Origin of the sequence: Halobellus sp. Atlit-38R (genome assembly GCF_003665925.1) — an archaeon.
In the GTDB taxonomy this organism is placed as follows: domain Archaea; phylum Halobacteriota; class Halobacteria; order Halobacteriales; family Haloferacaceae; genus Haloquadratum; species Haloquadratum inordinatus.
Window position 1 is genome coordinate 67,324 of the sequence record NZ_QXIJ01000007.1, and the last position, 25,844, is coordinate 93,167.

Sequence of the window (25,844 nt, forward strand, 5' to 3'; positions counted from 1 at the left end):
AGGTTCACCGAACAAGCCGCACAGGGGATTCTCCGACTGGGAACGAACCGGCCGATAGCGTTACACAAGCGTACCTGGAAAACACTTAAATAACTCTGCTCTGAGGTTGTACTCAATAGCCTAACAATGAGTACTACTGAGAGCCCGACGAGGTACGAATTGGATGATCACATCGCTCGAATTCGACTAGACCGTCCCGAACGTCTTAACGCTGTGACTCCTGCCCTCTATGAGAGCCTCGAATCCAGACTTGAGCAGGCAGCCGCTGACGACGCTCGTGTCGTGATACTTGAGGGAGCTGGTCGAGCCTTCTGTGTCGGTGCGGATATGAAAAACCACGGTGAGGTGCAGCGATCGACTGAAGAGCGGCAGGAATACGTCTGGAATGCACAAAATGCGTGTGAGGAAGTTCAGACCCACCCCGCACCAGTTGTGGCGAAGGTACACGGCTACGCGATCGGTGCAGGGGCAGAACTTGCGCTCAGTGCCGACTTCGTCATCACCGCGTCTGATGCAGAGTTTCGCTTCCCCGAGGTAAGTATCGGAACCTACGTCGGTGGTGGCATCACATACACGCTTGCTCGACGTGTGGGCCAAGCCCGGGCCAAGGAACTGGTGTTGTCAGCAGCGACTCTCGATGGCGCCGAGGCCGCCTCTGAGGGCGTTGCCACGACTGCAGTTCCGGACCCCGATCTGGATGAAACCGTCGCTGAACTGGCATCCAGTCTTGCTAGTCACGCGCCGATTCCTATGCAGTTAGCGAAATCGAATTTCAACCGCGCTGGAGATGCAACCCGAGACGAGTTGATCGATGCGGAAGCGGAGGCGCTGCTTCAGTGTATGGCGACTGCCGACTGGGAGGAAGGTGTCGAAGCGTTCGCTGAAGACCGTGATCCGACGTTTGTCGGTGAATGACGATGTCGAATTCACGAACCGATATCGACCGGATAATGAATCCGCGAGCAGTCGCCATCGTCGGGGCCTCTACCGACGAGACAAAGCGTGGTTACCAAGCCATCGAGATGCTTCAAGAGGGTGGCTACGAAGGTGAGATATACCCGGTGAATCCGACTGCTGATGAGATACGCGGCCTGGAGGTGTACAAGACAGTCTCCGAGATCCCTGGTAGCGTCGACCTCGCCCTCATTGTCACACCCGCGCGTATCGTTCCCGAGGTGCTCGAAGACTGTGCAGAAACGGATCTCGCCGGTGCAGTCGTTGTCGCTGTCGGATTCGGTGAATCCGGTGAGGCTGGTGAAGAACTCGAACGCGAAATCGTCTCTTTAGCCAACGAACAGGGGATCCGTCTCATCGGTCCGAACACGTCTGGGATGATCAACGTCCATCAAGATCTCAATCTCGTTGGCACCGACATCGTCCCCGAAGGAGGGCTCGCGCTGCTCTGTCAGAGCGGGAATATGGCTATCTCGCTGTTCACGGAAGCAGCCACGCGCAACAAGGTTGGGTATAGCCACTACGTCGGCGTCGGAAACGAGGCGGATCTCAAGTTCCACGAGTACCTCCCCTACCTTGATTCGGATCCCGAAACCGATGCCGTCGTTTGCTACATCGAGGGTATGAGTGACGGCCGCGCGTTTCTCCAGGCTGCTCGCGAAGTTACCCCAGAGATGCCAATTATCACGCTCAAGAGCGGACGATCCGATGCCGGCAAGCGTTCAGCATCGTCGCATACGGGCTCTCTTGCAGGTGACAGCGCTGTTGCCGATGCCGTGTTCGAGCAAGCCGGAGTCGTAAGTGTCAGACGCTCGGACGAACTACTTGCCGTCTCGAACTCGCTTGCCTCGTTGCCCGCTCCCTCCGGGTCGAACATCGGGATCCTCGCTGACGGTGGGGGGCACGCGACACTTGCGGCCGACGCCCTCACCGAGCGCGGGCTCGCCGTCCCACAGCTGTCTGCGGAGACGCAGGACGAACTACAGGAAGTCTTACCGGATGCGGCCAGCGTCGTTAATCCTGTGGATGTCGCTGGAGGGACTGACGACGACCAACGCGTCTTTTATCAGTGTGCAGAGGCGATAATCTCGGACCCGAACGTGGACGCAGTCCTTCTGTCTGGTCTGTTTGGCGGCTACGGGGTTCGGTTCGCGGAGCGATACACGGCTGTCGAATCCCGAGTGGCTGAGGACCTTGTGAATCTCGTTGAAGCGTCAAATACGCCGGTGCTCGTGCAGAGCGCATACGAAGGGTTCGACACTAAACCACACGAAATACTCAGAGAGGGCGGCATTCCGGTCGTTGAGTCAATCGACGCCGCGGCGGCGAGTCTCGACGCTCTGGCGACCTACGGCAACCATCGGGCGGCACACGACATCAAAAGCGATTTGGCGCTTCCAGACAAGCTACGCGGTCCCACACGCAACCTTGCGTCGACTGCTATCGACACTACTCAACTCTCCGAGGTCACGGCCAAGCAAGCCCTGTTTTCTCATTCGCTCCCGGTTACGCCGTTCGAGGTGGCAAGGACACCCAGCGCGGCCGTGACTGCTGCAAACCAGTTCGATGGACCCGTTGCAATGAAGATTATCTCCCCTGATATTGTCCACAAGTCTGACGCCGGCGGGGTCGCCCTCGACGTTGCAGGGGACGGACCCGTCCAATCGACCTTCCGAGAAATTGTTGACGCTGCGACCGCGTACTCCCCGGATGCGACAGTCGAGGGGGTACTCGTGTCGCCAATGCGTGATGCCGGTGTCGAACTCATCGTTGGAATCGTTCGCGATAAGCAGTTCGGCCCAGTACTGATGGTCGGCCTCGGTGGTATCTTCGTCGAGATCTTGGAGGACGTAACGTTCCGTGCATTGCCGGTGACAGAATACGACGCAAGACAGATGCTCAACGACATCGACGCACAGGCCCTGCTCGATGGGGCTCGGGGCAAGCCCCCGGCCGACCGAGATGCAATAGTAGAGTTTCTCTGTGACGTCTCGAATTTCGTCATTGACCACCCCGACGTCGTAAGCCTCGATTTGAATCCGGTTTTCGCTGGTCCGGACGGTGTCGAGATCGTCGATGCTGCACTCACAGTGGAGCGTAGCGCAGCGAGTAAGTACGAACAGGAAGAAGACAACTTTCTAACAGATGATGATTGACACCGATGCGCCCCTCGACGTTGAACAGCTAACTGACTACGTCGTCTGTCTTCGATACGACCGTCCCGACGCGATGAATGCCTACAACGAGCCGCTTTTGCGAGGTGTCGTGGAGACCCTCAAGCGGCTTGACACCGATGAGGGGGTGCGTGCCATCATCTTGACCGGTGCAGGTGAGGCGTTCTGCGCTGGCGTCGACCTGACAGATATGCCGCTGGAGCCAGGAATGGACTTCGCCGAGTACGAGACTGGTCTCGGTCTGTTCCAAGAGGTCATTCGAACGCTTCGAGCGATTGAGACACCTGTCATCGCAGCGGTCAACGGATACGCACTCGGAGCGGGGTGCGATACGGCGCTCGCTTGTGATTTCCGAATCGTCAGTGACGAGGGCGTACTCGGTGAAACGTTTATCGACGTCGGGTTCGTGCCTGGAGACGGTGGCGCGTTCTTGTTGCCACGACTCATCGGTGAGGCTAGGGCTAAAGAACTCATATTCACCGGACGAAAGCTCTATGGTGCCGAAATCGTCGAGTGGGATCTCGCTCGTGAGCAGGTGTCCGCCGACGAGCTTGTCGATAGCGCTCGACAGTTCGCACAAAAGCTTGCGAACCGGCCGCCTGTCGCACTCGCGAAATCTAAACAACTAGTGAACGAAAGCTTCAGCGTTAGCCTCGAAAGAGCATTGACTGATGCGACACGGGCTCAACGCATCTGCTCACAGACTGCGGATCATCAGGAAGCCGTGGCTGCATTTAACGAGGATCGGGAGCCTCAATTTGAGGGGAAATAATGCTCCGTAAGTGATGCTTCCACAGTCAGTTAATGATGCCAATTGCAGACTCACCGATCGTCAGTTTCTATATTGTTGTTATGAGATCCTGTATATAAAAAATCAGAAATAAGTTAGTATTTAACTGGTACCTGATATATAGTATAAATTGTAGTTTAAACCAAAGTCGCACTCCAAACCTGTTAATACGGTATAATCTGGCTATGACATTATCACTATATTATAAGCCCCGTAGTATCTACTTTCTCTATATTATAATACTAAATAAATAATTTATAAAATAAATTTAAAAAATCATATTAAGATAATATATAAAATAGTTTACTTTTCTACTCACAAATACATTGCCGATCCGGCAGAGCATCTCGCGGCGGCCAGCGCTTTCCAGCATCAACACTTGATACTGTTGGACAGCAGTTCGTGAATCATATTGGTACCCACGGGGTGCCGATGATTTTCACATAGCTCTGTCCGACAGTATGAGAATAGGTCGCAAAATGAGACTGACGCGATGCCGTCTTTCGGCTCGGGGGTACGGAAACGCTGATTTCAACGCCCGTGGAGACGTTGCCTTTTAGGCCCGAAGTTCCGAAACTCCTTGAAAAGTTCCTTGGTCACACAGTCCTTCATTGCTCGGAAGTCAGGAGCACACAGTGTGATTTCGATTTACACGTCAGCTACGCGTGACGTCGAAGGCGACGACGCGCCCCCGACCGTACATAACGAACACCTCGGCGTCGCGATCACCGTCGACGTCGGCGAGCGCCGGACGGGTGTAGATGGCGTCCTCGCGCTCGTACGTGGACACGACTTCACCGGAGCGCGGATCGACGAGCGAGACGATCCCGTCGTTCGTCGGCGCGACGAGTTCGATCGCCCCGTCGCCATCGACGTCCCCAGCTGACGGCGGCGGCATCATCTGAATGTCTCCAGTCGTAAGCGTCGTCTGCCACTCTGTCGTCCCGTCACCCGCGGCGAGGCTGTATAGCATCCCGTCTCGGGCGACTGCGTAGACCTCCTCAGCTCCATCGCTGTCGCCGTCTACGACCGCGTTGACTGCCGCGAACGAGCCCAGATCTCGCTCCCAGACGATGCTGGCGTCTCCGTCGACCATCGCAACGCGACCGCCCTGAGCGGTTGCGACGACGACCTCCGCGTCGTCGTCGCCGTCAGCCTGGCCTGTCGCCATCCACGTGATCGAGCTATCGAACGAGACTGGGTCGTCCCAGACCGGCGTTCCGTCGTGCTCGAAGAGGTGGAGTTCGCCCGAGCCCCCAGCCCCGACGGCGACTTCCGGCCGGCCATCGCCGTCGAAGTCCTCGACGGCAGGCTGACCCCACGTGTAGGAGCCGAGCTGTCGGGTCCAGACCGTCGTCCCGTCCCCGCGGACGACCGAGACCGTCCCGCGAACGTCGACGACGACGACCTCGGGCCGGTCGTCACCCACGAGGTCGGCGACGACCGGTTTGGTATACCCGTACGACGTGAGCTCGTACTCGAACTCGACGTCGCCCGTGCGGGGGTCGAACGCTACGAGTTCGTTTTCCGTGGTAGCCGCGAGGACCTCCTCGACACCGTCGGCGTCGTAGTCGGCGACGGTCGGATCGGCAACGGAGTGAATCGCACAATCTGCCGCCGGTATCTGGTAGTGCCAGCGGGGCTCGCCGGTCGTCGCGTCCAGCGCTGCGAGCTCACAGTCGTCCGTGTCGGTCGTCCCGCTGATCGGCAGATACACCAGGGTCTCGCCGTCGACTTCTCCTACTGCTGGCGCGTGGTGATTCCCGCTCACCTCGCGCGCCGTGTCACTCACCCACGAGACCGCCAACTCGCCGCCGGACTGGCCGTTCTGTACGACTGCTCCGGCGACGAGGCTCGCGAGAGCGACGAGGAGGAGCGCGAGAGCCAGCAGCGTTCGACGGCGCATTCGACTCGGAATTTCGGGACGAGTCTAAATAAATCGACCTCACGGGCCGACCGATTCGAGCGGCGATCCCTATAGTAGCGTTTGCAACTGATTACACAACCAATCGCACGACCGCGTGCGATTCGGTGCCTGAAGACTTGCAAACGCTACTATAGTTTCACCCCAGGCGTTTTTGCTCGCGCCCTTCGTAGCTCTCGGCGATGGAGGGTCGTCGGTCCGTCCGCGTGGCGAGCGTCGCACTCCTCAGCCTCGGGGTGCTCGCGCTCGCACCCGACGGAGCGAGCGCCCACGACGTGACCGGGTCACGTTTCGATGCGCCGCTCCCGCTCCCGCTGCTCCTCGCGGGTGCTGGCGGCACGGTCGCACTCACTGCACTGTGGCTCGCGTTCACGAGCCACTCGCCCACGACGACAGCGGGGCGCACGCTCGCGACGATCGATGCTCATACGATCCGCTGGCTTCGATCTACTGGCCGCGTCCTGTTCTTCCTCGGGGTCGTCACCTCGCTCGCGTTCGGCTACGCCGGGCGCCAGGTCGCCGCCGAGAACTTCGCCACTGTGTTCACCTGGCCGGTCTGGTTTCGCGGCGTCGGCCTGCTCGCGATCCTGGCCGGCTCCCCGTGGCAGACGCTCTCCCCGTGGCGGACCGTCTATCGTGGCCTCTGCCGCCTCGAAGGCCGACAGCTAGCTGTCTGGGGCGCGTATCCATCTTGGCTCGGCGCGTGGCCCGCGCTGGCCGGCTTTCTGGTACTCATCGGCGTCGTCGAGAACCTAACGGTTATTCCGCGGTCACCGCTCCTCACGACCGTCGTAATTTCCGTCTACGCGATCGCTATGCTCTCCGGTGCGGTACTTTTCGGCCCGATCTGGTTCGAGCGGGCCGACCCGCTCGGCGTACTGTACCGACTGTTTGGTCGGGTCGCTGGCGTCTCTCTCGACCGGTCTCGGAACGGCGCTGTCGAACTCTCGTTCCGTGCCCCCTGGCACGGGTGTACCAGCGCCGTCTCGGGGCCTGCCATCGTCGTGTTCGTCGTCGCCGCCGTCTACACTGTGAGTTTCGACGGCTTCACCAACACACGACTGTATCAAACCGTGCTGTTCGGTGTTCGAGAGACACTCCAAACCGGCCCGCCGACGAGCGTTCTCCTCTACAGTTTCGGTCTTGCACTGTTCGTCGGGACGTTCGTCGTCACCGTGCGACTCGGCGACGCGCTCGGGTTCTCGACGGATGCGGCCGCCGGGGCCGCGGCGGACGGTTCGGGGAGGCTAGCCTGGCGGGGGGCCGCCCGGGCGTTCGCGCCGACGGTCCTCCCGATCGCAGCGGCGTACGACGTCGCTCACAACTACCCCTACGTCGTACGGAGCACGGCCCGGCTGTTCGAGATCAGCGTCGACCCACTCGGTATCGGGAGCGCCCCACTCGATCCGCTGGGGTGGCTCTCGCTGCCGGCGTTCTGGGGCTCACAACTCCTGCTGATCGTCGTCGGCCACGTCGTTGCGGTCGCCGCCGCACACCACGTCGCAGTCGAGCGCTATCCGTCGGTCTCGGCCGCCCGACGGGGACATTTCCCGCTCGTCGTCCTGATGGTGGGATACACGATCCTCTCGCTGTGGATCATCTCACAGCCGGTGATCGGAGGATGAGATCGTCTCCCTGTCCCCGGGTCGATTCACGCAATTGTCGCCGATTTCCCGCACCCGATTCGAGGCCTAGACCACAATAGGCATTTTTCGGGGCGTCGAACGGTCGGCTATGAACCGACGGACGTTGCTCCGGCGTGGTGCGGCCCTCGGAGGGACGGTCGCCCTCGCGGGCTGTACGGGGTTGTTCGAGACCCGAACGGCCGGGATTCCGCCGATTCCGGAGGACCGCCCGGACGCGATATACGTCCCGAGTCACGTCGAGGGAATGAAGATGGCCGGCACGGCCACCGACGGCGACTACGCGTTCGGGCTGCTGTACAGCTATCCACACCGGTTTTGGAACGTCAACGGCGACGCCGTCTCACTCACGCAGATCGCTGACGAAGACGACGTTCACCTGATGGCGAGCGTCTGGGATCCCGAGAGTATGACGGTCCTCCCTGACACGGGGCTCACTGCGGAGATCTATCAGGACGACTCGCTGGTCTCCCAGGAAGTCATCTATCCGATGCTCTCGCAGCCGATGGGATTTCACTACGGGGCGAACTTCGGGCTGGACCGCGATGGAACGTACACCGTCGAACTGAGTGTCGGCGCGGTGTCCACCCGACGGACGGGTGCATTCCAAGGGCGGTTCTCGGAGGCGGCCTCGGTGGAACTGCCCTTCGAGTACAGCCGACAGGAGCGAGACGACATCAGGATTCGACGACTGGGCGACGAGACCGCGACGCCAGGAGCGGTGGACCCAATGGAAATGGAGATGCTGCCCGCTTCGCTCGCACCCCCCAAGAACGACCTCCCGGGGAGGGTCGTCGGCACCGGGACGAGCAACGGCGCGAGGTTCGTCGTGTCCGTCCTCGATATGCCGCCGGCTGGTGTCGACGGCGACGGGCAGTACGTCGCGGTCTCCGCGCGAACCCGGCACAACCGGAGTATCCTTCCCGCGATGGGCCTGGAGGGCGTCCTCTCACGAGGCGGTGAGCCGGTCTACGAGGGGTCGTTCACGCCGACGCTCGATCCCGACTTGGACTACCACTACGGTGCCGTCGTCGACGGTGTCGAGTCCGGCGACGAACTCTCCTTGCGGGTCGTCGTCCAGCCGCAAATTGCACGGCACGAAGGCTACGAGACCGCCTTCGGGGGACTCGACGGCGGAATGCCGGACGTGACACTCACTGTTCGATAGCGGGAATCGAGCGTCGATTCTGCGGAAATGTGAATCCGACCAAGGACGTCGCCGCGAACCTCTCGGGTCGAAAACGTCGGTGCCCCCGTGTCGACACCGTAACCGACGAACCACTCTTTATTCACGATTGTCAATGATACCGATATGCCGGCTCCCTCGTTTACTATTAACCACCTCGATCACGACCCGATCACGGTCCGGTCGACGGAGTTCGTCGAACGGAAGGGGATCGGCCATCCGGACTCGATCTGCGATGGTATCGCCGAAGCCGTTTCGAGAGCCCTCTCCCAACGGTATCTCGACGAACACGGACGAGTTCTACACCACAACACCGACAAGGTCCAACTGGCTGCCGGACGGACTGCGCCAGACTTCGGAGGCGGCGAGGTCATAGACCCGATCTACGTCCTGCTCGGTGGGCGAGCGACCCGATCCGTCGACGGACGGCCTCTCCCGGTCGACGACATCGCAATCGACGCAGCGCGAGACTACGTCGACGCGCACTTCTCCCAGCTAGAACGCGAGATGATCGAGTTCGAATCCCGAATCGGCGAGGCGTCCGCCGATCTGCAATCGATGTTCGACACAGAGGGGGTCCCGCTGGCAAACGACACCAGCGTCGGGAGCGGCTATGCGCCGCTTTCGGAAACTGACCGGATTGTCGACGGCTTGGAGTCAGAACTCCGCGAGCGGATTTCCGCTGTCGGCCCGGACGTCAAACTGATGGGCTGGCGGACGGACGACGAGCTACACCTCACCGTCGCGGCTGCGATCATCTCTCGATTCGTCGCGGACGTCGACGAGTACGTCGCGGTGACAGAACGCATCGCGGACCTCGCCGTCCAGTACGCGAGACAGCGCACAGAGCGCACTGTCAGCGTCGAAGTGAACGCCGCAGACGACGTCGAATCCGAGAGCGTCTATCTCACCGAAACCGGTCTCTCCGCGGAGATGGGCGACGACGGGAACGTCGGTCGGGGCAACCGCGTCAACGGACTCATCACGCCGCATCGACCGATGAGCCTCGAGGCGTCGGCCGGAAAGAACCCCGTCAGTCACGTGGGAAAACTGTACAACCTCGTCGCCACCAACGCTGCAGAGCGTATTCACCAGACGCTCGGGACTGAATACGCTGCCGTGAAACTCCTCTCCCAAATCCGGCGCCCGGTAACTGAACCGGTAGCCGTCGACGTCGACACGACGGCGCGTGCCGACGACGCGGTTCGAGGGCTGGTACGAGAGGAACTCGACGCCATCGACTCTCTGACTGATGATCTCGTGGCTGGGGACGTGCAGCTATTCTGATCGGGGGGTGCTGACCGCCGACTTACGCGTGTCTGGTCCGCGCGCGGTTGCTTCTCACACACCTGCTCCTCGCGCCTGCCCCGGCCGTTCCCGGCGTCTCGCGTGCAGACGGCGTAGGCGGACGTGGCGACCGACTACTCGCTCCGGCGTTTGGCTTCGCGGCCGAGGCGCTGTTCGACACCGGCCACCTTCTCGCTGGCGCGCTGTTCGACGGTCCGTTTGTCGTCGATCTTCAGCGTCGTGATCACCCGGTCCTCGTCGACGGCGTCGTGTGCTGCCTGTGCGGCCGCGAACAGTTCCGCGGCCGATTCTGCCTCGATGACCGTTCCCATCGGGTTGGTCTCGTAGTCGACGTCGAACTGTTCGAGTGCCTCGATCGCTTTCGCGATCTCACCCGACATACTGCCGGCACGAACGGGAACGATGTTCAGCTCGCCGATCGCGGTCATACGATACGATAGACGCGCTATCGGTTTATAAACGCTGCACGGGTCGAAACTCACGTTGTACCTGGACATCCCAGCTGCCAGATTTCGTCCTCGTCGAACTCGGGCCGGCGTACCGACGTCGGTTCGTCGTATCCAGCGAAGTCGAACGTCACTGTCGCCGTCGCTGTCGCCCCACTATCTGCGACTTCGATCTCGCGTTGTGCCTGCACCGGTCGATGGGTCTCGCTGTCGAGCCAGAGGGTCACCGTCGCGTTCTCGATATTTGTGTCCTGGATCTCGGTTGCACTCGCTCCCCGAACGTCGGGCACTGCCCGCAGGGCCTGTTTCGAGGGATACCCGACGACGACGACAGTCTCGGTTCCGTCGATGACCTCCGTTCCGCGCCAGTAGACGTTCGTTTCGTTCAATACCGCCAGTTGCTGACCGACGGGCGTATACGTCAGCCAGGACCGCGACTCCGAAAGGTTCTGGCGCTCCCACCCCATCCGAGCGCATTCGGTGTACGCCGTATATCCGGAGATATAGGCCCGTTTGGGCGCTGTTTGTCGCGTTCGGACCGTGCCCTCGACGTCTTCGATTCCAGTCGTCGCGTTCATTCGCCGTCCGGCGACGTCGACGGCGACGTTTCCGGTCACCGCGAGCGTGACAGATTCGTCGCTTTCGGACGTCGACAGCGTTCCATCGACTGTCGTCCGATACGACCTGACGTCGGCGGTGGCGTTCTGACTCCGGTTCAGCGCGTCCAGGGCACGTTGGTCGCTGGGTGGCTGATCGGGTGCTGTCAGCCCGAGACATCCGCTCGTGAGGATGAGGAATCCGACGAGGACGGCGACGAGTGGAGGGCGCATCGACACGGCGTTCGAACAAGAGCGGTAAAAGTTTTGTATAGAAACGTTGCTGCCGATCCGGACGACTGCGTGCCGTGACCAGCAGACGAGCGGGCGAACGCTATGATACCTCTCTCGCCGCTTCGCCTCGCAGTGAGAACCGGCGAAAGGGATTTTTACACCAGCGTCAGATTCCGCGTATGAACAGCATCTTGCACACCGGACGGGAGGTGATCGGTGTTGGACCGATGACCGGAACACCCAGTGAACTCTTCCTCTCGCTGGTGGCCGTATTGCTCGTCATCGGTGTCCTCGGATTCGTGCTCAAGCAGCAACTGGCGACCTGACCGCTATTGATCCCGAGCGTTCCCGGCGCCGTCCCGGCCACTACGGAACTGTGACTGTGAGTACTCATACTGTCGGACAGAACTATGTGAAGCGTATCGCCACCCCGTGGGTGCCAACCGACTTCACGAACTTCTGTCCGACAGTATCAGCCACTGCTTCGATCAGCCCGCCCGAACGATTTCCCCCTACGCTAACGTTTACCATAAATCGCTACGTAGTGGTATTCACGATGCAGATACAGGCTGCCGTCGTAAACGAGGAGGAAGGACCGTTCACCATCGAGGAGGTCGAACTAGAAGACCCGCAGGACAACGAGGTGCTCGTCCGCGTCGTCGGCGTCGGCGTCTGTCACACGGATATGATTGTCCGTGATCAGCTGTATCCGACACCGCTGCCGGCCGTGCTGGGTCACGAGGGATCCGGCGTCGTCGAAGCCGTCGGCGAGAACGTCACCGACGTGGAGCCGGGCGACCGCGTGGTAATGAGCTTCGATTACGACGACGAGTGTCCGAGCTGTCACTCCGGGCACCCGGCGTACTGCGCGGACTTCTTCGCGCACAACTTCTCGGGACAGCGCCCCGAGGACGGTACGTCGCCCCTCTCTCGCGATGGCGAGGAGGTAAGCGGCCGGTTCTTCGGTCAGTCGTCGTTCGCGACACACGCGATTGCGACCGAACGGAACGTCGTGGCCGTCGACGACGACGTCCCGCTCGAACTGCTCGGCCCGCTCGGATGCGGGATCCAGACGGGCGCGGGTGCAGTCATCAATTCACTGAACCCGCAGGCTGGCTCGTCGATCGCTATCTTCGGGGCTGGTTCCGTCGGCCTCTCGGCGGTGCTCGCCGCGGATCTCAAAGGCTGTACGGACATCGTCTCGATCGATCTCAAACCGAACCGACTGGAGAAAGCCGAAGAACTCGGCGCGACGGCGACGGTCAATCCCGAGGACGTCGACGACGTGGTCGAAGCCGTCCAAGCGGCGACTGGCGGCGGTGCCGACTACGCGGTCGAGTCGACGGGCGTCCCGGACGTCGCCGAACAGGCCGTCGACGTACTCACCCAGCGCGGGACGCTCGGCGTCGTCGGCGCGCCCGCACTCGGCACCCGAGCGAGCTACGACGTCAACGACCTCATCCTGAACGGCCGGTCGATCACGGGCGTCGTCGAGGGCGACAGCAACCCCAAGGAGTTCATTCCGGATCTGATCGAACTGTACCGACAGGGTAAGTTCCCCTTCGACGAACTCGTGACGTACTACGACTTCGAGGACATCGAACAGGCGGTCGAGGACTCAGAGCAGGGTGATACGATCAAACCGATCCTGCGCGTCAGCGAGCCGTAAACGACCCCGCTTCCGCATTTCCAACTTTTTTCAGCGTCGTCGCGAGTCGCACAGAACGGCTCTCTGCAGTGAGCGCCCACCCTCCGCTCTGACAGCGAAAAACGTTTATATACTCTGTCGGATAGACGTAACTGAACGATTTCGTCCGTTCGGTCGTGTCGACGTTTCCGGCGCGCCCCATCAACAGACTTCCGGTGGTACGGGCCACGGATTTTGGTGGCTCTTGCCCACGGCTTTCCAGATATGTATGAGCACTAACGACACTACGGATCCGCTCGAAGCAGTTCGAACGCAACTCGAAAACGAGATTCCAGACGACCTCGTCGTCTCGCGCGTCGCCTACGAAGGCCCGGAACTGGTCATCTACACGGAGACGCCACGAAAGTTCGCCGAGCGGGACGGCCTGATTCGCCGCCTCGCCAGCACGCTCCGAAAGCGGATTACGGTCCGCCCCGCCGCGGGCACCCAGCTAGATCCCGCGGAGGCGAAACCGAAGATTCTCGAACTGATCCCCGAGGAAGCGGGCATCACGAACCTTCAGTTCTATCCCGCGACCGGTGAGGTCCTGATCGAAGCCGAAAAGCCGGGTCTGGTCATCGGACGCCGCGCGAGCACCCTTCGTGAGATCACGCAGGAAGTCGGCTGGACGCCGGACGTCCTCCGCACGCCGCCGATGGAGTCCTCGACGGTCGACAACGTCCGTAACTTCCTGATGCAAGAGCGCGACGACCGTCGCGACTTCCTCGAACGCGTCGGCACGAGCATCCACCGCGAGCAGACGAAAGACACCGACTGGGTTCGTGTGACTACGCTCGGATGTTGTCGAGAAGTCGGCCGCGCGAGTTTCGTTCTCAGCACGCCCGAAACGCGCGTCCTCATCGACTGCGGGGACAAACCCGGCGCGGAAGGGGAGGTCCCGTATCTGCAGGTCCCCGAGGCGAATCCCATCGCCGACCTCGACGCGGTCGTGCTGACGCACGCCCACCTCGACCACAGCGCCCTGCTGCCGCTACTCTTCAAGTACGGCTACGACGGGCCGGTCTACACCACCGAACCGACGCGGGACCTGATGGGCCTGCTCCAACTGGACTACCTCGACGTCGCCGCCAAAGAGGGGCGGACGCCGCCGTACGACTCCGAGATGGTCCGCGAGGAACTCAAACACACCATCACCCTCGATTACGGCGACGTCACCGACATCGCGCCCGACATCAAACTCACGTTCCACAACGCGGGCCACATTCTCGGCTCGGCAGTCTCGCACTTCCACATCGGAGACGGATTCCACAACGTCGTCTTCTCCGGCGACGTTCACTACACCGACACGCGCCTGTTCAACGGCGCCTCGAACGACTTCCCGCGCGTGGAGACACTCGTGATGGAGTCGACGTACGGCCGCCGCGACGACTACCAGACCGATCAGGAAGACTCCGAGCGGAACCTCCTCGAGATCATCAGAGAGACCCACGACCGCGGCGGGAAGGTCGTCATCCCGGCGTTCGCCGTCGGACGCTCCCAGGAGTTGATGCTCGTCCTCGAAGAGGCGATGCGCGAAGGGGACCTCCCAACGATGCCGATCTACCTCGACGGGATGATCCGCGAGGCGACGGCCATCCACACGGCGTACCCCGAGTTCCTCCGTGACGGCCTTCGCGATCGGATTCTCCACGAGGACGAAAATCCCTTCCTCGCCGAGCAGTTCCAGCAGGTCGACGGCGGCCAGGAGATGCGCGAGGAAGTCGCCGGCGGCGAACCCTGCATCGTCCTCTCTACGTCGGGGATGGTCACCGGCGGCCCGATTATGTCCTGGCTCGAACTCCTCGGCAGCGAGCCCGAAAATCAGCTCATCTTCGTCGGCTACCAGGCGCAGGGCACGCTCGGCCGGCGCATCCAGAGTGGGCGACGCGAGATCCCGTTCAGCGACCGCGGCGGCCGGAGCGAGCAGTTGACGCTTCGCCTCGGCGTCGAGTCGGTGAGCGGCTTCTCGGGCCACGCCGACCGCAACGGCCTCGAGAACTTCGTCGGAACGATGAACCCGCGTCCCGAGGAGATCATCTGCGTCCACGGCGATGAGGCGTCGACGGATCAGCTCTCGTCTGGACTCTATCAGAAGTTCGACGTGCGTACGTACGCGCCCAGAAACCTCGAAACGTTCCGGTTCGACTGAGGTACCACCGTTTGGAAGCGGTCACACGCCTGGTGGTGCCGTGGCGGTTCGGCGCTTCCCGTGGGCGCGCACTCCATCTATAGCGGTCTTACAACCGAGAAACGCGGCAGCGACGACAGAGAGTCGAGACGGATAGAGAGTAACGGTCAGCCGTCCGGCTAGCTCTCGACGGCCATCTCGGAGTCCTGGCGCTCGTATTTGTCCTCGAACTCTTGGATGAGTTGGCCCATCTTCGCGTACCAGTCGTTGAGCATCCGCTGCATACTGTCGGAGATCTGCTCTGCGTTCGCCGGCGAGTAGACGTGGTAGTAGCCGCCCTGCTCGTAGTTCACCTGCTCTTTCTTGATGAATCCGGACTGGAGCAGCCGCTGAATCGAGCGGTACGCCGTCGAGCGCTCGCGGTCGACGATCTCGGCGATCTCGTCGACGGTGAGGGGTTCGTCAGCCTGTACGAGGACTTGGAAGCACTCTTTGTCGAGTTGCTTGAGGCCGTGGAAGCATTCCAGCAGTCCCTCGCACTCCATATCCTGTCGAAGTTGTTCAGACATCGAGTCGGGCATTGTCACTATCCTACACTACGCGCTGCGTGCATAAAAGATTTGTTTAGGTTCTCCACAATTCTGTGTGTGCAGACAATCGGTGCAGATTGCCTAGATCTCTCTTCCAATCTAAAAACAAATACGCTAGCAAAAGAGTTCAGGATGGCCTAAAACAGTAGATCTACGTAATCGGTATCCACGTAGATAGGTGCAAAATTTGCACAAATAAATAATAAAATTGACATTTCTGCTGCCAGTGTTGAGAATGACCTGTGCATTTCCGTCCGTACTCGGCGTCGAGTAATTCGTGGTGGAGACACGGATGCCTCCGAACAAATGACGATCGAACGACTATTCCCCGCTCCGAAAGAACCCGCAATAATTGGTTTTAAATTCAGCATAAGTGCAATATCGGCGCAATATTTTGCACCTTCTGTGCACAACTCTCGACCGGCCGGACGAGTGCGACTCTGTCGTCTTTCGGGTTTCCCTTCCCCCGATTAGGTCAAATAATTACTATGGGTCATTGGGATCCACTGCGCGATCACGCGCGCAACGACGCACGCCATAGGACGCCGTGTTGACAACGAAACTGGCGGTTTTCGGGCGTATAGCTACCCATAACTTATCACCAACCACACGTGGGTTAGCTAGATATAGTATTGTATCCAGATCCCAATACCGTTAAGTGCACGCACCGGTTATCACCAGTTGCGCAGAAATCCATGAAATTCGCAAGATTCCACGAGGTGGCTCTCAATGTTCGGGCTTGAGAACGCTGCCGGCCCCACGGGCGCAGCGATGCTGATCGGCATTGTGCTCGTTGAGGCCCTCCTGCTGTACGTTGGGTATGGTGTACTCGAAAGTATCCTCGGGCCGACGATTGCCCGCGCCCTGCGGGGTGACTAACCAATGGAGCTGCTGGGTGTCGCCGTGAGTATGCTGGCGATGTTCGCTGGCTTCGGGGTACTGATCGGTCTCCTGTTCGGCTTCTTCGGAATGGGCGGTTCGTTCCTGGTCACGCCGGCCCTGCTCGTTATGGGCTACAGGACAGACGTCGCAGTCGCGTCCGGCCTGGCGTTCGTCTTCGGGACGTCCGTCATCGCCACGCTGAAACACCGCGACCTGGGTCAGGTCGACTACAAACTCGGCGTGCTGATGATCGCCGGGACGACTGCCGGCATCGAAGTCGGGAAGATCGGGTTGCACTGGCTCCAGGACATCGGACTGGCTAACACCGTTGTGAGCATCGCGTACGTGGGGCTCCTCGGTGGCATCGGTGTCTTCATCACCTACAACGCGCTGAAAAGCGACGGTGAAGGCGGCGTCAGCCACGACGCCGAAGATATGGACGTCGAAGAAGCGGCCGAAGACATCCCCGACATCGCCAAGAAGATTCAGTCGTACAACATTCCGCCGATGATGGGGATCAAGGGCGGTCTCAAGGTCTCGCTGTGGATGATCCTCGGCGTCGCGTTCGCGACGGGGCTGCTCTCGGGCTTCCTGGGCGTCGGCGGCGGGTTCATCCGGATGCCCGCGCTGTTCTACCTGATCGGCGTGCCCGTCCCGGTCGCTGTCGGGACCGACCTGTTCGAGATCGTCTTCTCGGGCGGGATCGGGAGCTTCCTGTACGCGATGGACGGTGCGGTCAACCTCTCGATCGTCGTCCCGCTTCTGGCGGGTAGTGCGCTCGGTGCCCGGCTCGGTGCCGCGGCGACGAGCCTGGTCGAGGAGGACGACATCAAGGTCTACTTCGGTATTATGCTACTGCTCGGCTCGATCGCTGTTGCGGTCCGCGAGATCGGCGGCGCTATCGAGATGCCCGTCCTCGACGTCGTGTCGCTGGCGATCATCGTCGGCGCTGCGATGCTCGTGAGCGGTGCAGTCGTCGTCAGCTCCATCCGCGAACTCCGCGCGCAGGGCCCCACGGCGACGGCACAATCTGCTGACTAACGCCTGAGGACTTCTTCTGTTTCGCCTCTGCTGAGCGGCTTCCGATTCTCTGTTCTCCGGTCTGCTGTCACACACGGTGGGGAGCCCCGCGCGATCGCGACATAACTCTACGGCCCCTTCTCACCTGTTCTCACGCAGGTCTCGACGCGTACCTCGTTCCACCGCTACTTCGTTCGCGCTCGGTCTTCGCGTTCCTGAGAGGGAGCGGCTATCGTAGCATTTGCAACTGATTGCTCACCCGATCGCTCGACAGCGTCTGATCGGCTGCGTGAAGAATTGCAAATGCTACCGTAGGTGCGTTGGACGCGCGCTCGGGTCCCTCTCTCGTGACTACAGCTGACAAGCAGCAGTCCATCGCTTGCGGTCGGGGGCCAATCCGTGCTGCCCCGCCTCGGCTCTCACTTGCACCGCGTCCGACACTGCACGACTCGCCACGCCCCTTCACACGGCGTCGTCGGGGGCGTGGCGTTCCCGCATCCGTTCGGTCTCTTTCGCGTATCGGTCGCGCGTCTCGGCGTCGTCGACCGTGCTGAGATCCTCGGCCTCGACCTCGATCGCTGCGGTGACTTCCGGGACCGTCCCACTGAAGCGGTTGAACGCACGCTCCTTCTGGTGGTACTGTGTACCGTCGGTCGTCGCGTAGACGAGCACCAGTATGTGGGGCGCGTCGGCGGAGAACGTCCGCTCGACCATCCAGACGCGCTCCGTTTCGGTCGTGGATTCGGTGTGGCTCATACGTAGCTGTACGGCAACTGCACGATCAGCGGTTGTGATCGATCCCGCCGAGTGAGAATCTGCACTACTGCTCTCAGCCGCCGGTCTCAGACGAACAGTTCAACAGCCCGAGACGGTCTCGGCTCTCGTTCGCCCTGACGCTCTCGGTGTCACACGTCGTCTGGCCGAGGCGACGAGTCCCTCTCGCTGTCGCAGGCCACTCTGGCTCTCGACCGTACCTCGGTGTGCTCGCTCGCCGTCCTGTTCGATGCGTCGCCTCGCCGGCTAGTCCCACCTGCGCTCGGGTGGCCGCCAGCTACCGGCGTCTCGTCGCTTGCCCGGTCTCCGTCGCGTCTCGTCGGACTCCGCTGTACACTCCCTCAGACATCCGTCGTACGTTCCCTCTAAACTCTGCTGTCCGTTTCCGTCCGAACCCGCTGTATGTTCCCGCTGGACTCCGCTGTACCATTCTGTGGCCGCTGTGATCTCCTTTCTCTCGTTGCTGTGGTGTCGCCGCTCCGCTGACCTGGCGCGTGGCAGTCGCTCTCCCCTGTGCAGGTGGCTCTCTGAGAATAGCTCTCTGGTGGGCTGGATCGCCGCTGGCCGCCCTACAGCGCTGCGACCGCCGTCAGATAGGCAACGACGAACGCGAGCCCCAGCGAGCCGATCCACGCCCCGATCGTGAGGAGAATCTTCCGCAGATCGACGACGTCACCGCCGCCGACGGCTGCACCGCTCCCGACGATCCCGCTGACGATGATCTCGTTGAACGAGACGGGGACGCCGAGTAACACGGCAGTCTGGGCGATCAGAAACGACGGGATCAGCGTCGCGATCGAGCGCCGCGGCCCGAGCGAAGAGTAGTCCTGCGACAGCGACTTGATCATCCGGGGCGCGCCGGTCCACGACCCCACGAGGATTCCGAGGCCACCACCGACGAGCACGGCGAACGTCGAGACGAATCCGATCTCGTCGGCGAGCGGTAACAGCGGGCCGACGGCGAGACCGACCTGGCTCCCTCCCGCGGAGAACGCCACGAGCGACCCGAGCGCCAACAGCACGCGTCTGAGCCCGCCGTCGCGGTCGCGGTTCACGTCCCAGTGGACGACGAGCGCGGTGGCGAGGGCGACGGCGAGCGTCGCGCCGCCGACGGCGACGGCACGGTCGATCGGGAGCGATCGCGCCGCCGCCCCGGCGATCGATCCAGGGGCTCCGTGCGGGCCGAGCGTGGGAAATTCGAGATTCGTGATCACCGCACCGACGAGCGCCGTCAGGACCGGGACGCTGAACCGCTCGGGAACGTCTTCTCGGGGCAGGACGCTCGCGATGGCGTACGCGATTCCGCCACCGACGACCGGCGTCGCGACCCAGACCAGCCCGATCTGCTGGTACTTCGCCCACGCGGGCGCGCCGCCGAGCGCGAGTCCGACGCCGACGACCGAGCCGGTGACGGTGAACGCGGTCGCGATCGGGTAGCCCGTGTAGATACCGATCGCCATCAGCCCCGCGCCGATCAACAGCACGAGGATCACACCCGTCGCGGGGAGGGAAACGCCCTCGATGAGGCCGCTTCCGACCGCCTCCGAGACGTTTGCGCCCTGCGTGACGGCGCCGACGAAGCCGAAGATGCCGACGACGAACGCGGCGCGCATCGTCGAGATCGCGTTGGCTCCGACGGCTGGAGCGAACGGCGTCGCGCCGCTCGATCCCGCGCCGACGACCCAGGCCATAAACAGGCTAGCGATACTTGCGACACCGAACAACAGGAGTACAGCTACGTCCATCGTATTCGAGGAAAGTGGGAGGGGGGAAGGGAGTTAGCGATCGCCGGCGGGAGGGCGATCGACTCGCGTTGTGTATGAGTCAGCGCCCGCCGACGGCACCGACACGGGACCGACGGCGAGCGTTAGTTCCACTGACTTAGTCGTCAGCGAGCGATTCCTGGCTGGCGGCGCAGTTGTTGGGGCCGAGTTCCAGCGAGAAGGCTTCCTCGTCGTCGGCCACGTTCTGCCCGAGGTTCGTCGCGATGATGTCCTCGTAGTTCGCGGGCCGCGGCGGCATGTCCGCCAGGATGAGCTCGACGAACGCGTCTTCGTCCATCGACAGCGCGTCCATCCGCTCTTTCAGGTCGCCGATCGGTGCCGTGTACGTGCCGTCGTCGGCGGGCACTGCCGCGTCACTGAAGTGTGCGCCGCCGATGAGCGTCTCGTCTGGCAGCGTCAGCACGCGTTCCTGCAGCGATTCGTAGAGCATCCGTGCCGCGTCCGGGGCGCCGTCGTCGCCCTCTTCGAGGTCCGGGCGCGCAACGCTCTCGATGAACAGACCGTCGCCCGTCGCCAGCAGGCTCTCATCCAGGAGGTACGACGTCATTCCAGTCGTGTGTCCGGGCGTGTAGACCGTCTCGATCTCGGCGTCGCCAACCTGGAACGTGTCGCCGTCTTCGGCCGTCGTGAGTTCGTCCGCGTAGGTGACGCCGCGGTCGACGGCGGCGGCGGGGATGACGCCCTCGACGCCTTCGTCGTCGAGGTTGCGGACGCCCGAGATGTGGTCCGCGTGGATGTGGGTGTCCAGGGCGTACTGCAGGTCGACGCCGAGCTCGTCGGCGTCGTCGAGGTAGCGGTCGGTAAAGGCCCGCAGGGGGTCGACGATGGCGGCTTCGTCGCCGTCGACGAGGAGGTAGCCCAGGCAGCCCGAGGAGGGGCGCTGGTACTGGTAGAGGGTGCCCGCGCCGTCGTAGTCGGAGACTTCGACGCGGTCGTAGATCTTCGCCCAGCCGTTCATACCGTCTTCGAGGGTGAGGGCGTCGTAGCCGAGGTCGACGAGAGTGCCAGCGACGAACTCGCTGGAGCCGCCTTTGGCACAGAGGACGACGAGTTCGTCGTCGTCGGGGATCTGCTCGAGAACGTCGTCGTCGATGTCGTCGTCGAGGAACTGGAAGTAGGGGAGGTTGATGGAGGTGACGTTGTCGTCGTCGATGTGCCATTCGTCGTAGTCGGACTGCATGCGGACGTCGAGGATGGTGACGTCGTCGCCGGCGTCGATCTGTGCTTTCAGGTCGGTCGGGGAGACGGCGTCAGCCTCTGCGTCGGGGGTGGGAAGGTCGTCGGCGTTCATATCGTGCACTCTCCTCTACTGGGCGGTGATACAAAAATATTTGCATAGTAGTTCTAAAACTGCACAATACAGCACCGGCGAAGAAACGAACTGGGTCCCGTGCGTGCGTACGCTATAGAAGACGCAAATCAGACCAGAGGCTCAGAAGTAGTTGAAAGAGGTCTACTCCGCTCCCGACATTGCAGACCGATATTCTTTTAATTGTGGCATCAATATTGTAGAGTAGCTCCAATACGAATCACGGAGCGGATACCCAATGAGTGTTGAATTCGATATCGCGGAGACGCTGGACGTGAAAGGTGCATCGTGCCCAATGCCTGTCGTGCAGACGAAGTCTGCTATCGACGACCTCGCCGAAGGCGAGGTGCTCGAAGTGCTCGCGACCGACCCCGGCAGTATGAGCGACCTCGACGGCTGGGCGGACGGAACCGACGGCGTCGAGATGCTCGATCAAGTCGAGGGCGACGACGTCTACAAGCACTACGTCCGCAAAACCGAGTAATAGGGATTCTCGTAATTCCTCATAGATTTCCCGCCGGATGATTCGGCGAGAAATCTATGAACGGTTACGAACCCCCTAAGCAGCTGACTGCGACTTCCCGTACTCTCCCCCCCAAGGTAGCGTTTGCACGCCGTCGTCGTGCGACCGCCCACAGTGTTCGATCGCCGAACGACGGCGGGAAACGCTGCCTCCCGGCCCACGCCTGCTGTGGTGCCCCCGTGGCGCGCCGTTGCGCCCGTCCGGCTACCGCAGCGTTTCGATTTTGCTGCCACTTTTCGGTCGACGCGGGATCGGTACTGTGCGAACTGAGTCCGTCCGCGGGCCGCTGCCGCCCAGTCGAACCACTCTATATAGCGCCGCTGCCGTTCGCGACGACGTGGCCACGACTGTCTTTGTCCTCGTTTTAGCCCTGCTCTCTATTTGTGTTTCGCACACGCGGAGCGCGATGTATGGTTGACAAAAGTTTTCGTATTCAACAAATTACTTCGCCTATCGCCAACACACACTTAGCTACTTAGGCAATATTTATATGCGAAAGCAACAACTACCAATTGATGATACGCTCCAACCAAGACTGGTGGCCGGACCAGTTGCAGGTAGAGATCCTCGACCAGAACGCGCAGCAGGTCGATCCGATGGGGGAGGAGTTCGACTACGCCGAAGAGTTCCAGAAGCTCGACTTCGAGGCGGTGAAAGCGGATATCGAGGAGGTAATGACGTCGTCGCAGGACTGGTGGCCGGCAGATTACGGCCACTACGGGCCGTTCTTTATTCGAATGGCGTGGCACAGCGCCGGCACGTACCGCACCTTCGACGGCCGCGGTGGCGCATCCGGTGGTCACCAGCGCCTCCCGCCGGTCGACAGCTGGCCGGACAACGCGAACCTCGACAAGGCTCGACGACTGCTCTGGCCCGTCAAGCAGAAGTACGGTCGCCAGCTCTCGTGGGGCGACCTGATCGTCCTGGCCGGAAACGTCGCCCTCGAATCGATGGGCTTCGAGACGTTCGGCTTCGGCGGTGGACGCGAGGACGACTACACGCCTGACGCGGCGGTCGACTGGGGTCCCGAAGACGAGTTCGAGATGTCCTCTGAGGAGCGCTTCGACGAGGAGGGGAACCTCAAGTGGCCGCTCGGCAACACCGTGATGGGGCTTATCTACGTGAACCCCGAGGGTCCACACGGCGAGCCGGACCTCGAAGGCTCGGCGAAGAACATCCGAGAGTCGTTCGGCCAGATGGCGATGAACGACGAGGAGACGGTCGCGCTCATCGCTGGTGGCCACACCTTCGGAAAGGTCCACGGCGCCGACGACCCCGACGAGCACGTCGGCCCCGAGCCCGCAGCAGCACCCATCGAGGAGCAGGGCCTCGGCTGGGAGAGCGACTTCGGTGAGGGCAAAGGCCCCGACACCATCACGAGCGGTATCGAAGGTCCGTGGAACACCACGCCAACCCAGTGGGATATGAGCTACGTCGACAACCTGCTCGACCACGAGTGGGTGGCGGAGAAAGGTCCCGGCGGAGCGTGGCAGTGGACAACTGAAGAGGGCGAACTCGACAACGCCGCACCGGGCGTCCAGGACCCGTCGGACAAAGAAGACGTGATGATGCTGACGACGGACATCGCACTCAAGCGCGACCCGGACTACCGCGAGGTCCTGGAGCACTTCCAGGAGAACCCGAGGGACTTCCAGGAGGCCTTCGCGAAGGCGTGGTACAAACTCATCCACCGCGATATGGGCCCGCCGGAGCGGTTCCTCGGCCCCGAGGTTCCGGACGAGATTATGATCTGGCAGGACCCCGTCCCCGACGCCGACTACGACCTGGTCGGCGAGGCGGAAATCGCCGAACTCAAAGAGGAGGTCCTCGCCTCGGAGCTGTCAATCTCTCAGTTGGTCAAGACCGCCTGGGCGTCGGCGTCGACCTACCGCGACAGCGACAAGCGCGGTGGCGCCAACGGCGCTCGGCTTCGTCTCGAACCGCAGAAGAGCTGGGAAGTGAACGAGCCGGCGGAACTGGAGTCGGTGCTGTCGACGCTCGAAGAGATCCGCGAGGAGTTCAACGGCTCGCGATCTGACGACGTTCGGGTCTCGCTCGCCGATCTCATCGTGCTGGGCGGCAATGCGGCCGTCGAGCAGGCGGCGGCGGATGCCGGCTACGACGTCACCATCCCGTTCGAGCCCGGACGGACGGACGCCACGCAGGAACAGACCGACGTCGAATCCTTCGAGGCGCTCAAGCCGAACGCCGACGGGTTCCGGAACTACCTCGGAGACGGAGCCGAACGCCGGCCGGAAGAACTGCTGGTGGACAAGGCCGAACTCCTGAACCTGACGGCTAACGAGATGACGGTTATGGTCGGCGGAATGCGCGCACTGGGCGCGAATTACCAGGACTCCGACCTCGGCGTCTTCACCGACCAGCCGGAGACGTTGACCAACGACTTCTTCGTGAACCTGCTCGATATGGACTACGAGTGGGAACCGGCCTCTGACTCGAACGAGGTCTTCGAGGTGCGTGACCGCGAGACGGGTGCGGTCGAGTGGGAGGCCTCCCGCGTGGACCTGATCTTCGGCTCGAACTCCCGACTGCGGACGATCTCGGAAGTCTACGGCAGCGACGACGCCGAGGAGAAGTTCGTGCAGGACTTCGTGGACACGTGGAACAAAGTGATGATGCTCGACCGCTTCGACCTCGAGTAACCTCGGCAGCGAATCCCCGGACGGCCGTGGAAACGACTGCCGGCCCCCACGGCTGTAGTCCGATTCCACAACTAACTCGTAGCGACGTCCCGAACGCTGCGAACTGAGGTGTGTCCGATATCTGTCGGTTCTCTCAGTTCACTATCTTTCTGATACTGTGCGACGTCTCGCCCGGTAGTCGCGTGGGACGGGTGAGTGGACAGAGCGTGGCAGAAAACGCCAACCGTTGTACACTGACCACCCGCCGACCGCCTCCCTACCGTCGCTTTCGCAGATCCTCGGTGCGGAGTTCGCCTTTTGCGTGCCAGGTTCGCGATCGAAGGGCCACGAGGACCGCGCCAACGTAGAAGAGCGTGACTCCTCCGACGACGACTGTGCCGGGGATCATCCCGATGGCGGCGGTCTCGATCCAGGAACTCGGCGAGAATGCCGTGATGCGGACGAACCACGCTGCGAGCAGCACGGCGAACAGCGGCAGGTACACCCGCCGTAGCCGGTGGGCGATGGCCTCCTCGGTGCTGATCTTCAGCGTCGGCGTCCGGTAATCCTCGCCGAGCCGTTTGCGCCAGTTCTCGTCGACGAGACCACCTTCTGGGTCGAGGCCGTACGCCCAGACGTTCTCCTGAAGCGTCCGGACGCGCGTTCGCCAGATGTCGTAGCCGCGATAGCGACGGGCTTCGATCGTCAGGAAGACGGTCAACGTCGCGACGCCGATGAGGATAATGTAGTGTGGGTTCTCTGGGCTAGAGAACGCCCAGGTGACGATCGCCGCGATGACGACGACTGCCCAGTTGGTCGTCTTATCGAGGCGCTCGCGCCAGAGCTTCATCCGGTGCAGTTCGCCGCGATAGAGGTGAGCCATCGCAGAACTCGGCCCCATAGTCTCGTCGAGTAGTCCTTTCCCGACGTACGGTGAAGCGTCGGCGGTTGGGTCGGGCTCGCCCTCGTGGTCCTCGGTTCCTGTCTGGTGATCGTCCGCTGCAGAGGTTGTCATCGTCGTAACCGAAGGTGAACGTACGTGCTGTTCGATCGCTCCGCTTTCCTCACGCCGAGGAAACTCGTCGTGACTCGTCGCATCGGCTAGCGGCGTCGCCTCCTGTCGTCGATTCTGGGTGCTCCGTCGGTCATTACTGTTCCATCACTACTGAACGTCTTAGGAGTTGTGCCACGAGGGTGGCCGTGAATACATCATACAAAATGTATTCAGTATTTATATATTCTCGAAATAT

Annotated in this window: 21 protein-coding genes; 13 read left to right on the forward strand and 8 right to left on the reverse strand. The window is 61.7% G+C overall.

The window, feature by feature from the left end; translation table 11 throughout:
* The first annotated feature begins 159 nt into the window (after window positions 1-159).
* The 3 genes from D3D02_RS11155 to D3D02_RS11165 are packed head-to-tail and all read left to right on the forward strand — an operon-like array spanning window position 160 to window position 3,900.
* Complete coding sequence (locus D3D02_RS11155; protein WP_199723066.1) at window positions 160-915, forward strand: enoyl-CoA hydratase/isomerase family protein; 756 nt, start codon at window positions 160-162, stop codon at window positions 913-915.
* A complete protein-coding gene (locus D3D02_RS11160) occupies window positions 912-3,110 on the forward strand; it encodes an acetate--CoA ligase family protein (protein ID WP_233560636.1) in 2,199 nt (732 codons plus the stop codon). The genes D3D02_RS11155 and D3D02_RS11160 overlap by 4 nt, the downstream gene beginning before the upstream one ends.
* On the forward strand, window positions 3,100-3,900 hold the full coding sequence (locus D3D02_RS11165) for an enoyl-CoA hydratase/isomerase family protein (protein ID WP_121570069.1): 801 nt from the start codon (window positions 3,100-3,102) through the stop codon (window positions 3,898-3,900). Before D3D02_RS11160 ends, D3D02_RS11165 begins: the two co-directional genes overlap by 11 nt.
* Before the next feature lie 673 nt (window positions 3,901-4,573).
* On the opposite strand, the gene D3D02_RS11170 is transcribed toward D3D02_RS11165, so the two are convergent.
* The gene (locus D3D02_RS11170; RefSeq protein ID WP_121570070.1) at window positions 4,574-5,824 is read right to left on the reverse strand and encodes an FG-GAP-like repeat-containing protein; all 1,251 of its coding nucleotides are present in this window, start codon (window positions 5,822-5,824) and stop codon (window positions 4,574-4,576) included.
* 200 nt (window positions 5,825-6,024) lie between these two features.
* On the opposite strand from D3D02_RS11170, the gene D3D02_RS11175 reads away from it, so the two are divergent.
* The 3 genes from D3D02_RS11175 to D3D02_RS11185 all read left to right on the forward strand — a co-directional run bounded on the left by D3D02_RS11175 (window position 6,025) and on the right by D3D02_RS11185 (window position 9,958).
* Window positions 6,025-7,467: a hypothetical protein gene (locus tag D3D02_RS11175; RefSeq protein ID WP_121570071.1), complete on the forward strand. Its 1,443-nt coding sequence runs from the start codon at window positions 6,025-6,027 to the stop codon at window positions 7,465-7,467.
* Window positions 7,468-7,576: 109 nt separating this feature from the next.
* A complete protein-coding gene (locus D3D02_RS11180) occupies window positions 7,577-8,653 on the forward strand; it encodes a hypothetical protein (RefSeq protein ID WP_121570072.1) in 1,077 nt (358 codons plus the stop codon).
* Window positions 8,654-8,797: 144 nt separating this feature from the next.
* Window positions 8,798-9,958: a methionine adenosyltransferase gene (locus D3D02_RS11185; protein ID WP_121570073.1), complete on the forward strand. Its 1,161-nt coding sequence runs from the start codon at window positions 8,798-8,800 to the stop codon at window positions 9,956-9,958.
* A gap of 134 nt (window positions 9,959-10,092) precedes the next feature.
* Here the strand turns inward: D3D02_RS11185 and D3D02_RS11190 are convergent, their stop codons facing one another.
* Window positions 10,093-10,407, reverse strand: coding sequence for an MTH1187 family thiamine-binding protein (locus D3D02_RS11190; protein WP_121570074.1), 315 nt, complete (start codon window positions 10,405-10,407; stop codon window positions 10,093-10,095).
* 50 nt (window positions 10,408-10,457) lie between these two features.
* On the reverse strand, window positions 10,458-11,255 hold the full coding sequence (locus D3D02_RS11195) for a hypothetical protein (RefSeq protein ID WP_121570075.1): 798 nt from the start codon (window positions 11,253-11,255) through the stop codon (window positions 10,458-10,460).
* A gap of 179 nt (window positions 11,256-11,434) precedes the next feature.
* Here D3D02_RS11195 and D3D02_RS20640 point away from each other — a divergent pair, with 179 nt between their 5' ends.
* The 3 genes from D3D02_RS20640 to D3D02_RS11210 all read left to right on the forward strand — a co-directional run bounded on the left by D3D02_RS20640 (window position 11,435) and on the right by D3D02_RS11210 (window position 15,091).
* On the forward strand, window positions 11,435-11,581 hold the full coding sequence (locus D3D02_RS20640; protein WP_158599356.1) for a hypothetical protein: 147 nt from the start codon (window positions 11,435-11,437) through the stop codon (window positions 11,579-11,581).
* A gap of 230 nt (window positions 11,582-11,811) precedes the next feature.
* Window positions 11,812-12,924: an NAD(P)-dependent alcohol dehydrogenase gene (locus D3D02_RS11200; RefSeq protein ID WP_121570076.1), complete on the forward strand. Its 1,113-nt coding sequence runs from the start codon at window positions 11,812-11,814 to the stop codon at window positions 12,922-12,924.
* A gap of 247 nt (window positions 12,925-13,171) precedes the next feature.
* Window positions 13,172-15,091 carry a beta-CASP ribonuclease aCPSF1 gene (locus D3D02_RS11210; protein ID WP_121570078.1) on the forward strand — a complete coding sequence of 640 codons (1,920 nt, stop codon included), beginning with the start codon at window positions 13,172-13,174 and terminating at the stop codon, window positions 15,089-15,091.
* Between the two features lie 158 nt (window positions 15,092-15,249).
* Here the strand turns inward: D3D02_RS11210 and D3D02_RS11215 are convergent, their stop codons facing one another.
* Entirely contained in the window at window positions 15,250-15,651 is a 402-nt protein-coding gene (locus D3D02_RS11215; RefSeq protein ID WP_121570079.1) for a helix-turn-helix domain-containing protein, read from the reverse strand.
* 738 nt (window positions 15,652-16,389) lie between these two features.
* Between D3D02_RS11215 and D3D02_RS20935 the strand changes: the two genes are divergently transcribed.
* Both D3D02_RS20935 and D3D02_RS11220 read left to right on the forward strand, forming a co-directional pair.
* Window positions 16,390-16,539, forward strand: a complete 150-nt coding sequence (locus D3D02_RS20935) for a hypothetical protein (protein WP_199723067.1) — start codon at window positions 16,390-16,392, stop codon at window positions 16,537-16,539.
* A 3-nt stretch (window positions 16,540-16,542) separates the two neighbouring features.
* The gene (locus tag D3D02_RS11220; protein ID WP_121570080.1) at window positions 16,543-17,583 is read left to right on the forward strand and encodes a sulfite exporter TauE/SafE family protein; all 1,041 of its coding nucleotides are present in this window, start codon (window positions 16,543-16,545) and stop codon (window positions 17,581-17,583) included.
* A gap of 441 nt (window positions 17,584-18,024) precedes the next feature.
* Here the strand turns inward: D3D02_RS11220 and D3D02_RS11225 are convergent, their stop codons facing one another.
* The 3 genes from D3D02_RS11225 to D3D02_RS11235 form a co-directional block, all read right to left on the reverse strand.
* Window positions 18,025-18,318, reverse strand: a complete 294-nt coding sequence (locus D3D02_RS11225; RefSeq protein ID WP_121570081.1) for a hypothetical protein — start codon at window positions 18,316-18,318, stop codon at window positions 18,025-18,027.
* A gap of 587 nt (window positions 18,319-18,905) precedes the next feature.
* Window positions 18,906-20,081 (reverse strand): inorganic phosphate transporter, encoded by a 1,176-nt coding sequence (locus D3D02_RS11230; RefSeq protein ID WP_121570082.1) that lies wholly within the window; start codon window positions 20,079-20,081, stop codon window positions 18,906-18,908.
* Between the two features lie 136 nt (window positions 20,082-20,217).
* Window positions 20,218-21,411 (reverse strand): MBL fold metallo-hydrolase, encoded by a 1,194-nt coding sequence (locus tag D3D02_RS11235; protein WP_121570083.1) that lies wholly within the window; start codon window positions 21,409-21,411, stop codon window positions 20,218-20,220.
* 256 nt (window positions 21,412-21,667) lie between these two features.
* Here D3D02_RS11235 and D3D02_RS11240 point away from each other — a divergent pair, with 256 nt between their 5' ends.
* Together D3D02_RS11240 and katG are read left to right on the forward strand one after the other, a co-directional pair.
* On the forward strand, window positions 21,668-21,913 hold the full coding sequence (locus D3D02_RS11240) for a sulfurtransferase TusA family protein (protein ID WP_121569048.1): 246 nt from the start codon (window positions 21,668-21,670) through the stop codon (window positions 21,911-21,913).
* A gap of 554 nt (window positions 21,914-22,467) precedes the next feature.
* Window positions 22,468-24,615 (forward strand): catalase/peroxidase HPI, encoded by a 2,148-nt coding sequence (katG, locus tag D3D02_RS11245; RefSeq protein WP_121570084.1) that lies wholly within the window; start codon window positions 22,468-22,470, stop codon window positions 24,613-24,615.
* 256 nt (window positions 24,616-24,871) lie between these two features.
* Here katG and D3D02_RS11250 read toward each other — a convergent pair whose 3' ends face one another.
* Entirely contained in the window at window positions 24,872-25,609 is a 738-nt protein-coding gene (locus D3D02_RS11250) for a DUF2270 domain-containing protein (protein WP_121570085.1), read from the reverse strand.
* Window positions 25,610-25,844: the final 235 nt, after the last annotated feature.

Excerpts from the sequence above, each read along its gene's own strand:
- D3D02_RS11160 (WP_233560636.1), top strand. The coding sequence starts at position 912 with ATGACGATGTCGAATTCACGAACCGATATCGACCGGATAATGAATCCG.
- D3D02_RS11215 (WP_121570079.1), bottom strand. The coding sequence starts at position 15,651 with ATGCCCGACTCGATGTCTGAACAACTTCGACAGGATATGGAGTGCGAG.
- D3D02_RS11185 (WP_121570073.1), top strand. The coding sequence starts at position 8,798 with ATGCCGGCTCCCTCGTTTACTATTAACCACCTCGATCACGACCCGATC.
- D3D02_RS20935 (WP_199723067.1), top strand. The coding sequence starts at position 16,390 with ATGTTCGGGCTTGAGAACGCTGCCGGCCCCACGGGCGCAGCGATGCTG.
- D3D02_RS11180 (WP_121570072.1), top strand. The coding sequence starts at position 7,577 with ATGAACCGACGGACGTTGCTCCGGCGTGGTGCGGCCCTCGGAGGGACG.
- D3D02_RS11175 (WP_121570071.1), top strand. The coding sequence starts at position 6,025 with ATGGAGGGTCGTCGGTCCGTCCGCGTGGCGAGCGTCGCACTCCTCAGC.
- D3D02_RS11220 (WP_121570080.1), top strand. The coding sequence starts at position 16,543 with ATGGAGCTGCTGGGTGTCGCCGTGAGTATGCTGGCGATGTTCGCTGGC.
- D3D02_RS11165 (WP_121570069.1), top strand. The coding sequence starts at position 3,100 with ATGATGATTGACACCGATGCGCCCCTCGACGTTGAACAGCTAACTGAC.
- D3D02_RS11190 (WP_121570074.1), bottom strand. The coding sequence starts at position 10,407 with ATGACCGCGATCGGCGAGCTGAACATCGTTCCCGTTCGTGCCGGCAGT.
- D3D02_RS11170 (WP_121570070.1), bottom strand. The coding sequence starts at position 5,824 with ATGCGCCGTCGAACGCTGCTGGCTCTCGCGCTCCTCCTCGTCGCTCTC.
- D3D02_RS11200 (WP_121570076.1), top strand. The coding sequence starts at position 11,812 with ATGCAGATACAGGCTGCCGTCGTAAACGAGGAGGAAGGACCGTTCACC.
- D3D02_RS11240 (WP_121569048.1), top strand. The coding sequence starts at position 21,668 with ATGAGTGTTGAATTCGATATCGCGGAGACGCTGGACGTGAAAGGTGCA.
- D3D02_RS11225 (WP_121570081.1), bottom strand. The coding sequence starts at position 18,318 with ATGAGCCACACCGAATCCACGACCGAAACGGAGCGCGTCTGGATGGTC.
- D3D02_RS11210 (WP_121570078.1), top strand. The coding sequence starts at position 13,172 with ATGAGCACTAACGACACTACGGATCCGCTCGAAGCAGTTCGAACGCAA.
- D3D02_RS11230 (WP_121570082.1), bottom strand. The coding sequence starts at position 20,081 with ATGGACGTAGCTGTACTCCTGTTGTTCGGTGTCGCAAGTATCGCTAGC.
- D3D02_RS11250 (WP_121570085.1), bottom strand. The coding sequence starts at position 25,609 with ATGACAACCTCTGCAGCGGACGATCACCAGACAGGAACCGAGGACCAC.
- D3D02_RS11235 (WP_121570083.1), bottom strand. The coding sequence starts at position 21,411 with ATGAACGCCGACGACCTTCCCACCCCCGACGCAGAGGCTGACGCCGTC.
- katG (WP_121570084.1), top strand. The coding sequence starts at position 22,468 with ATGATACGCTCCAACCAAGACTGGTGGCCGGACCAGTTGCAGGTAGAG.
- D3D02_RS11195 (WP_121570075.1), bottom strand. The coding sequence starts at position 11,255 with ATGCGCCCTCCACTCGTCGCCGTCCTCGTCGGATTCCTCATCCTCACG.
- D3D02_RS20640 (WP_158599356.1), top strand. The coding sequence starts at position 11,435 with ATGAACAGCATCTTGCACACCGGACGGGAGGTGATCGGTGTTGGACCG.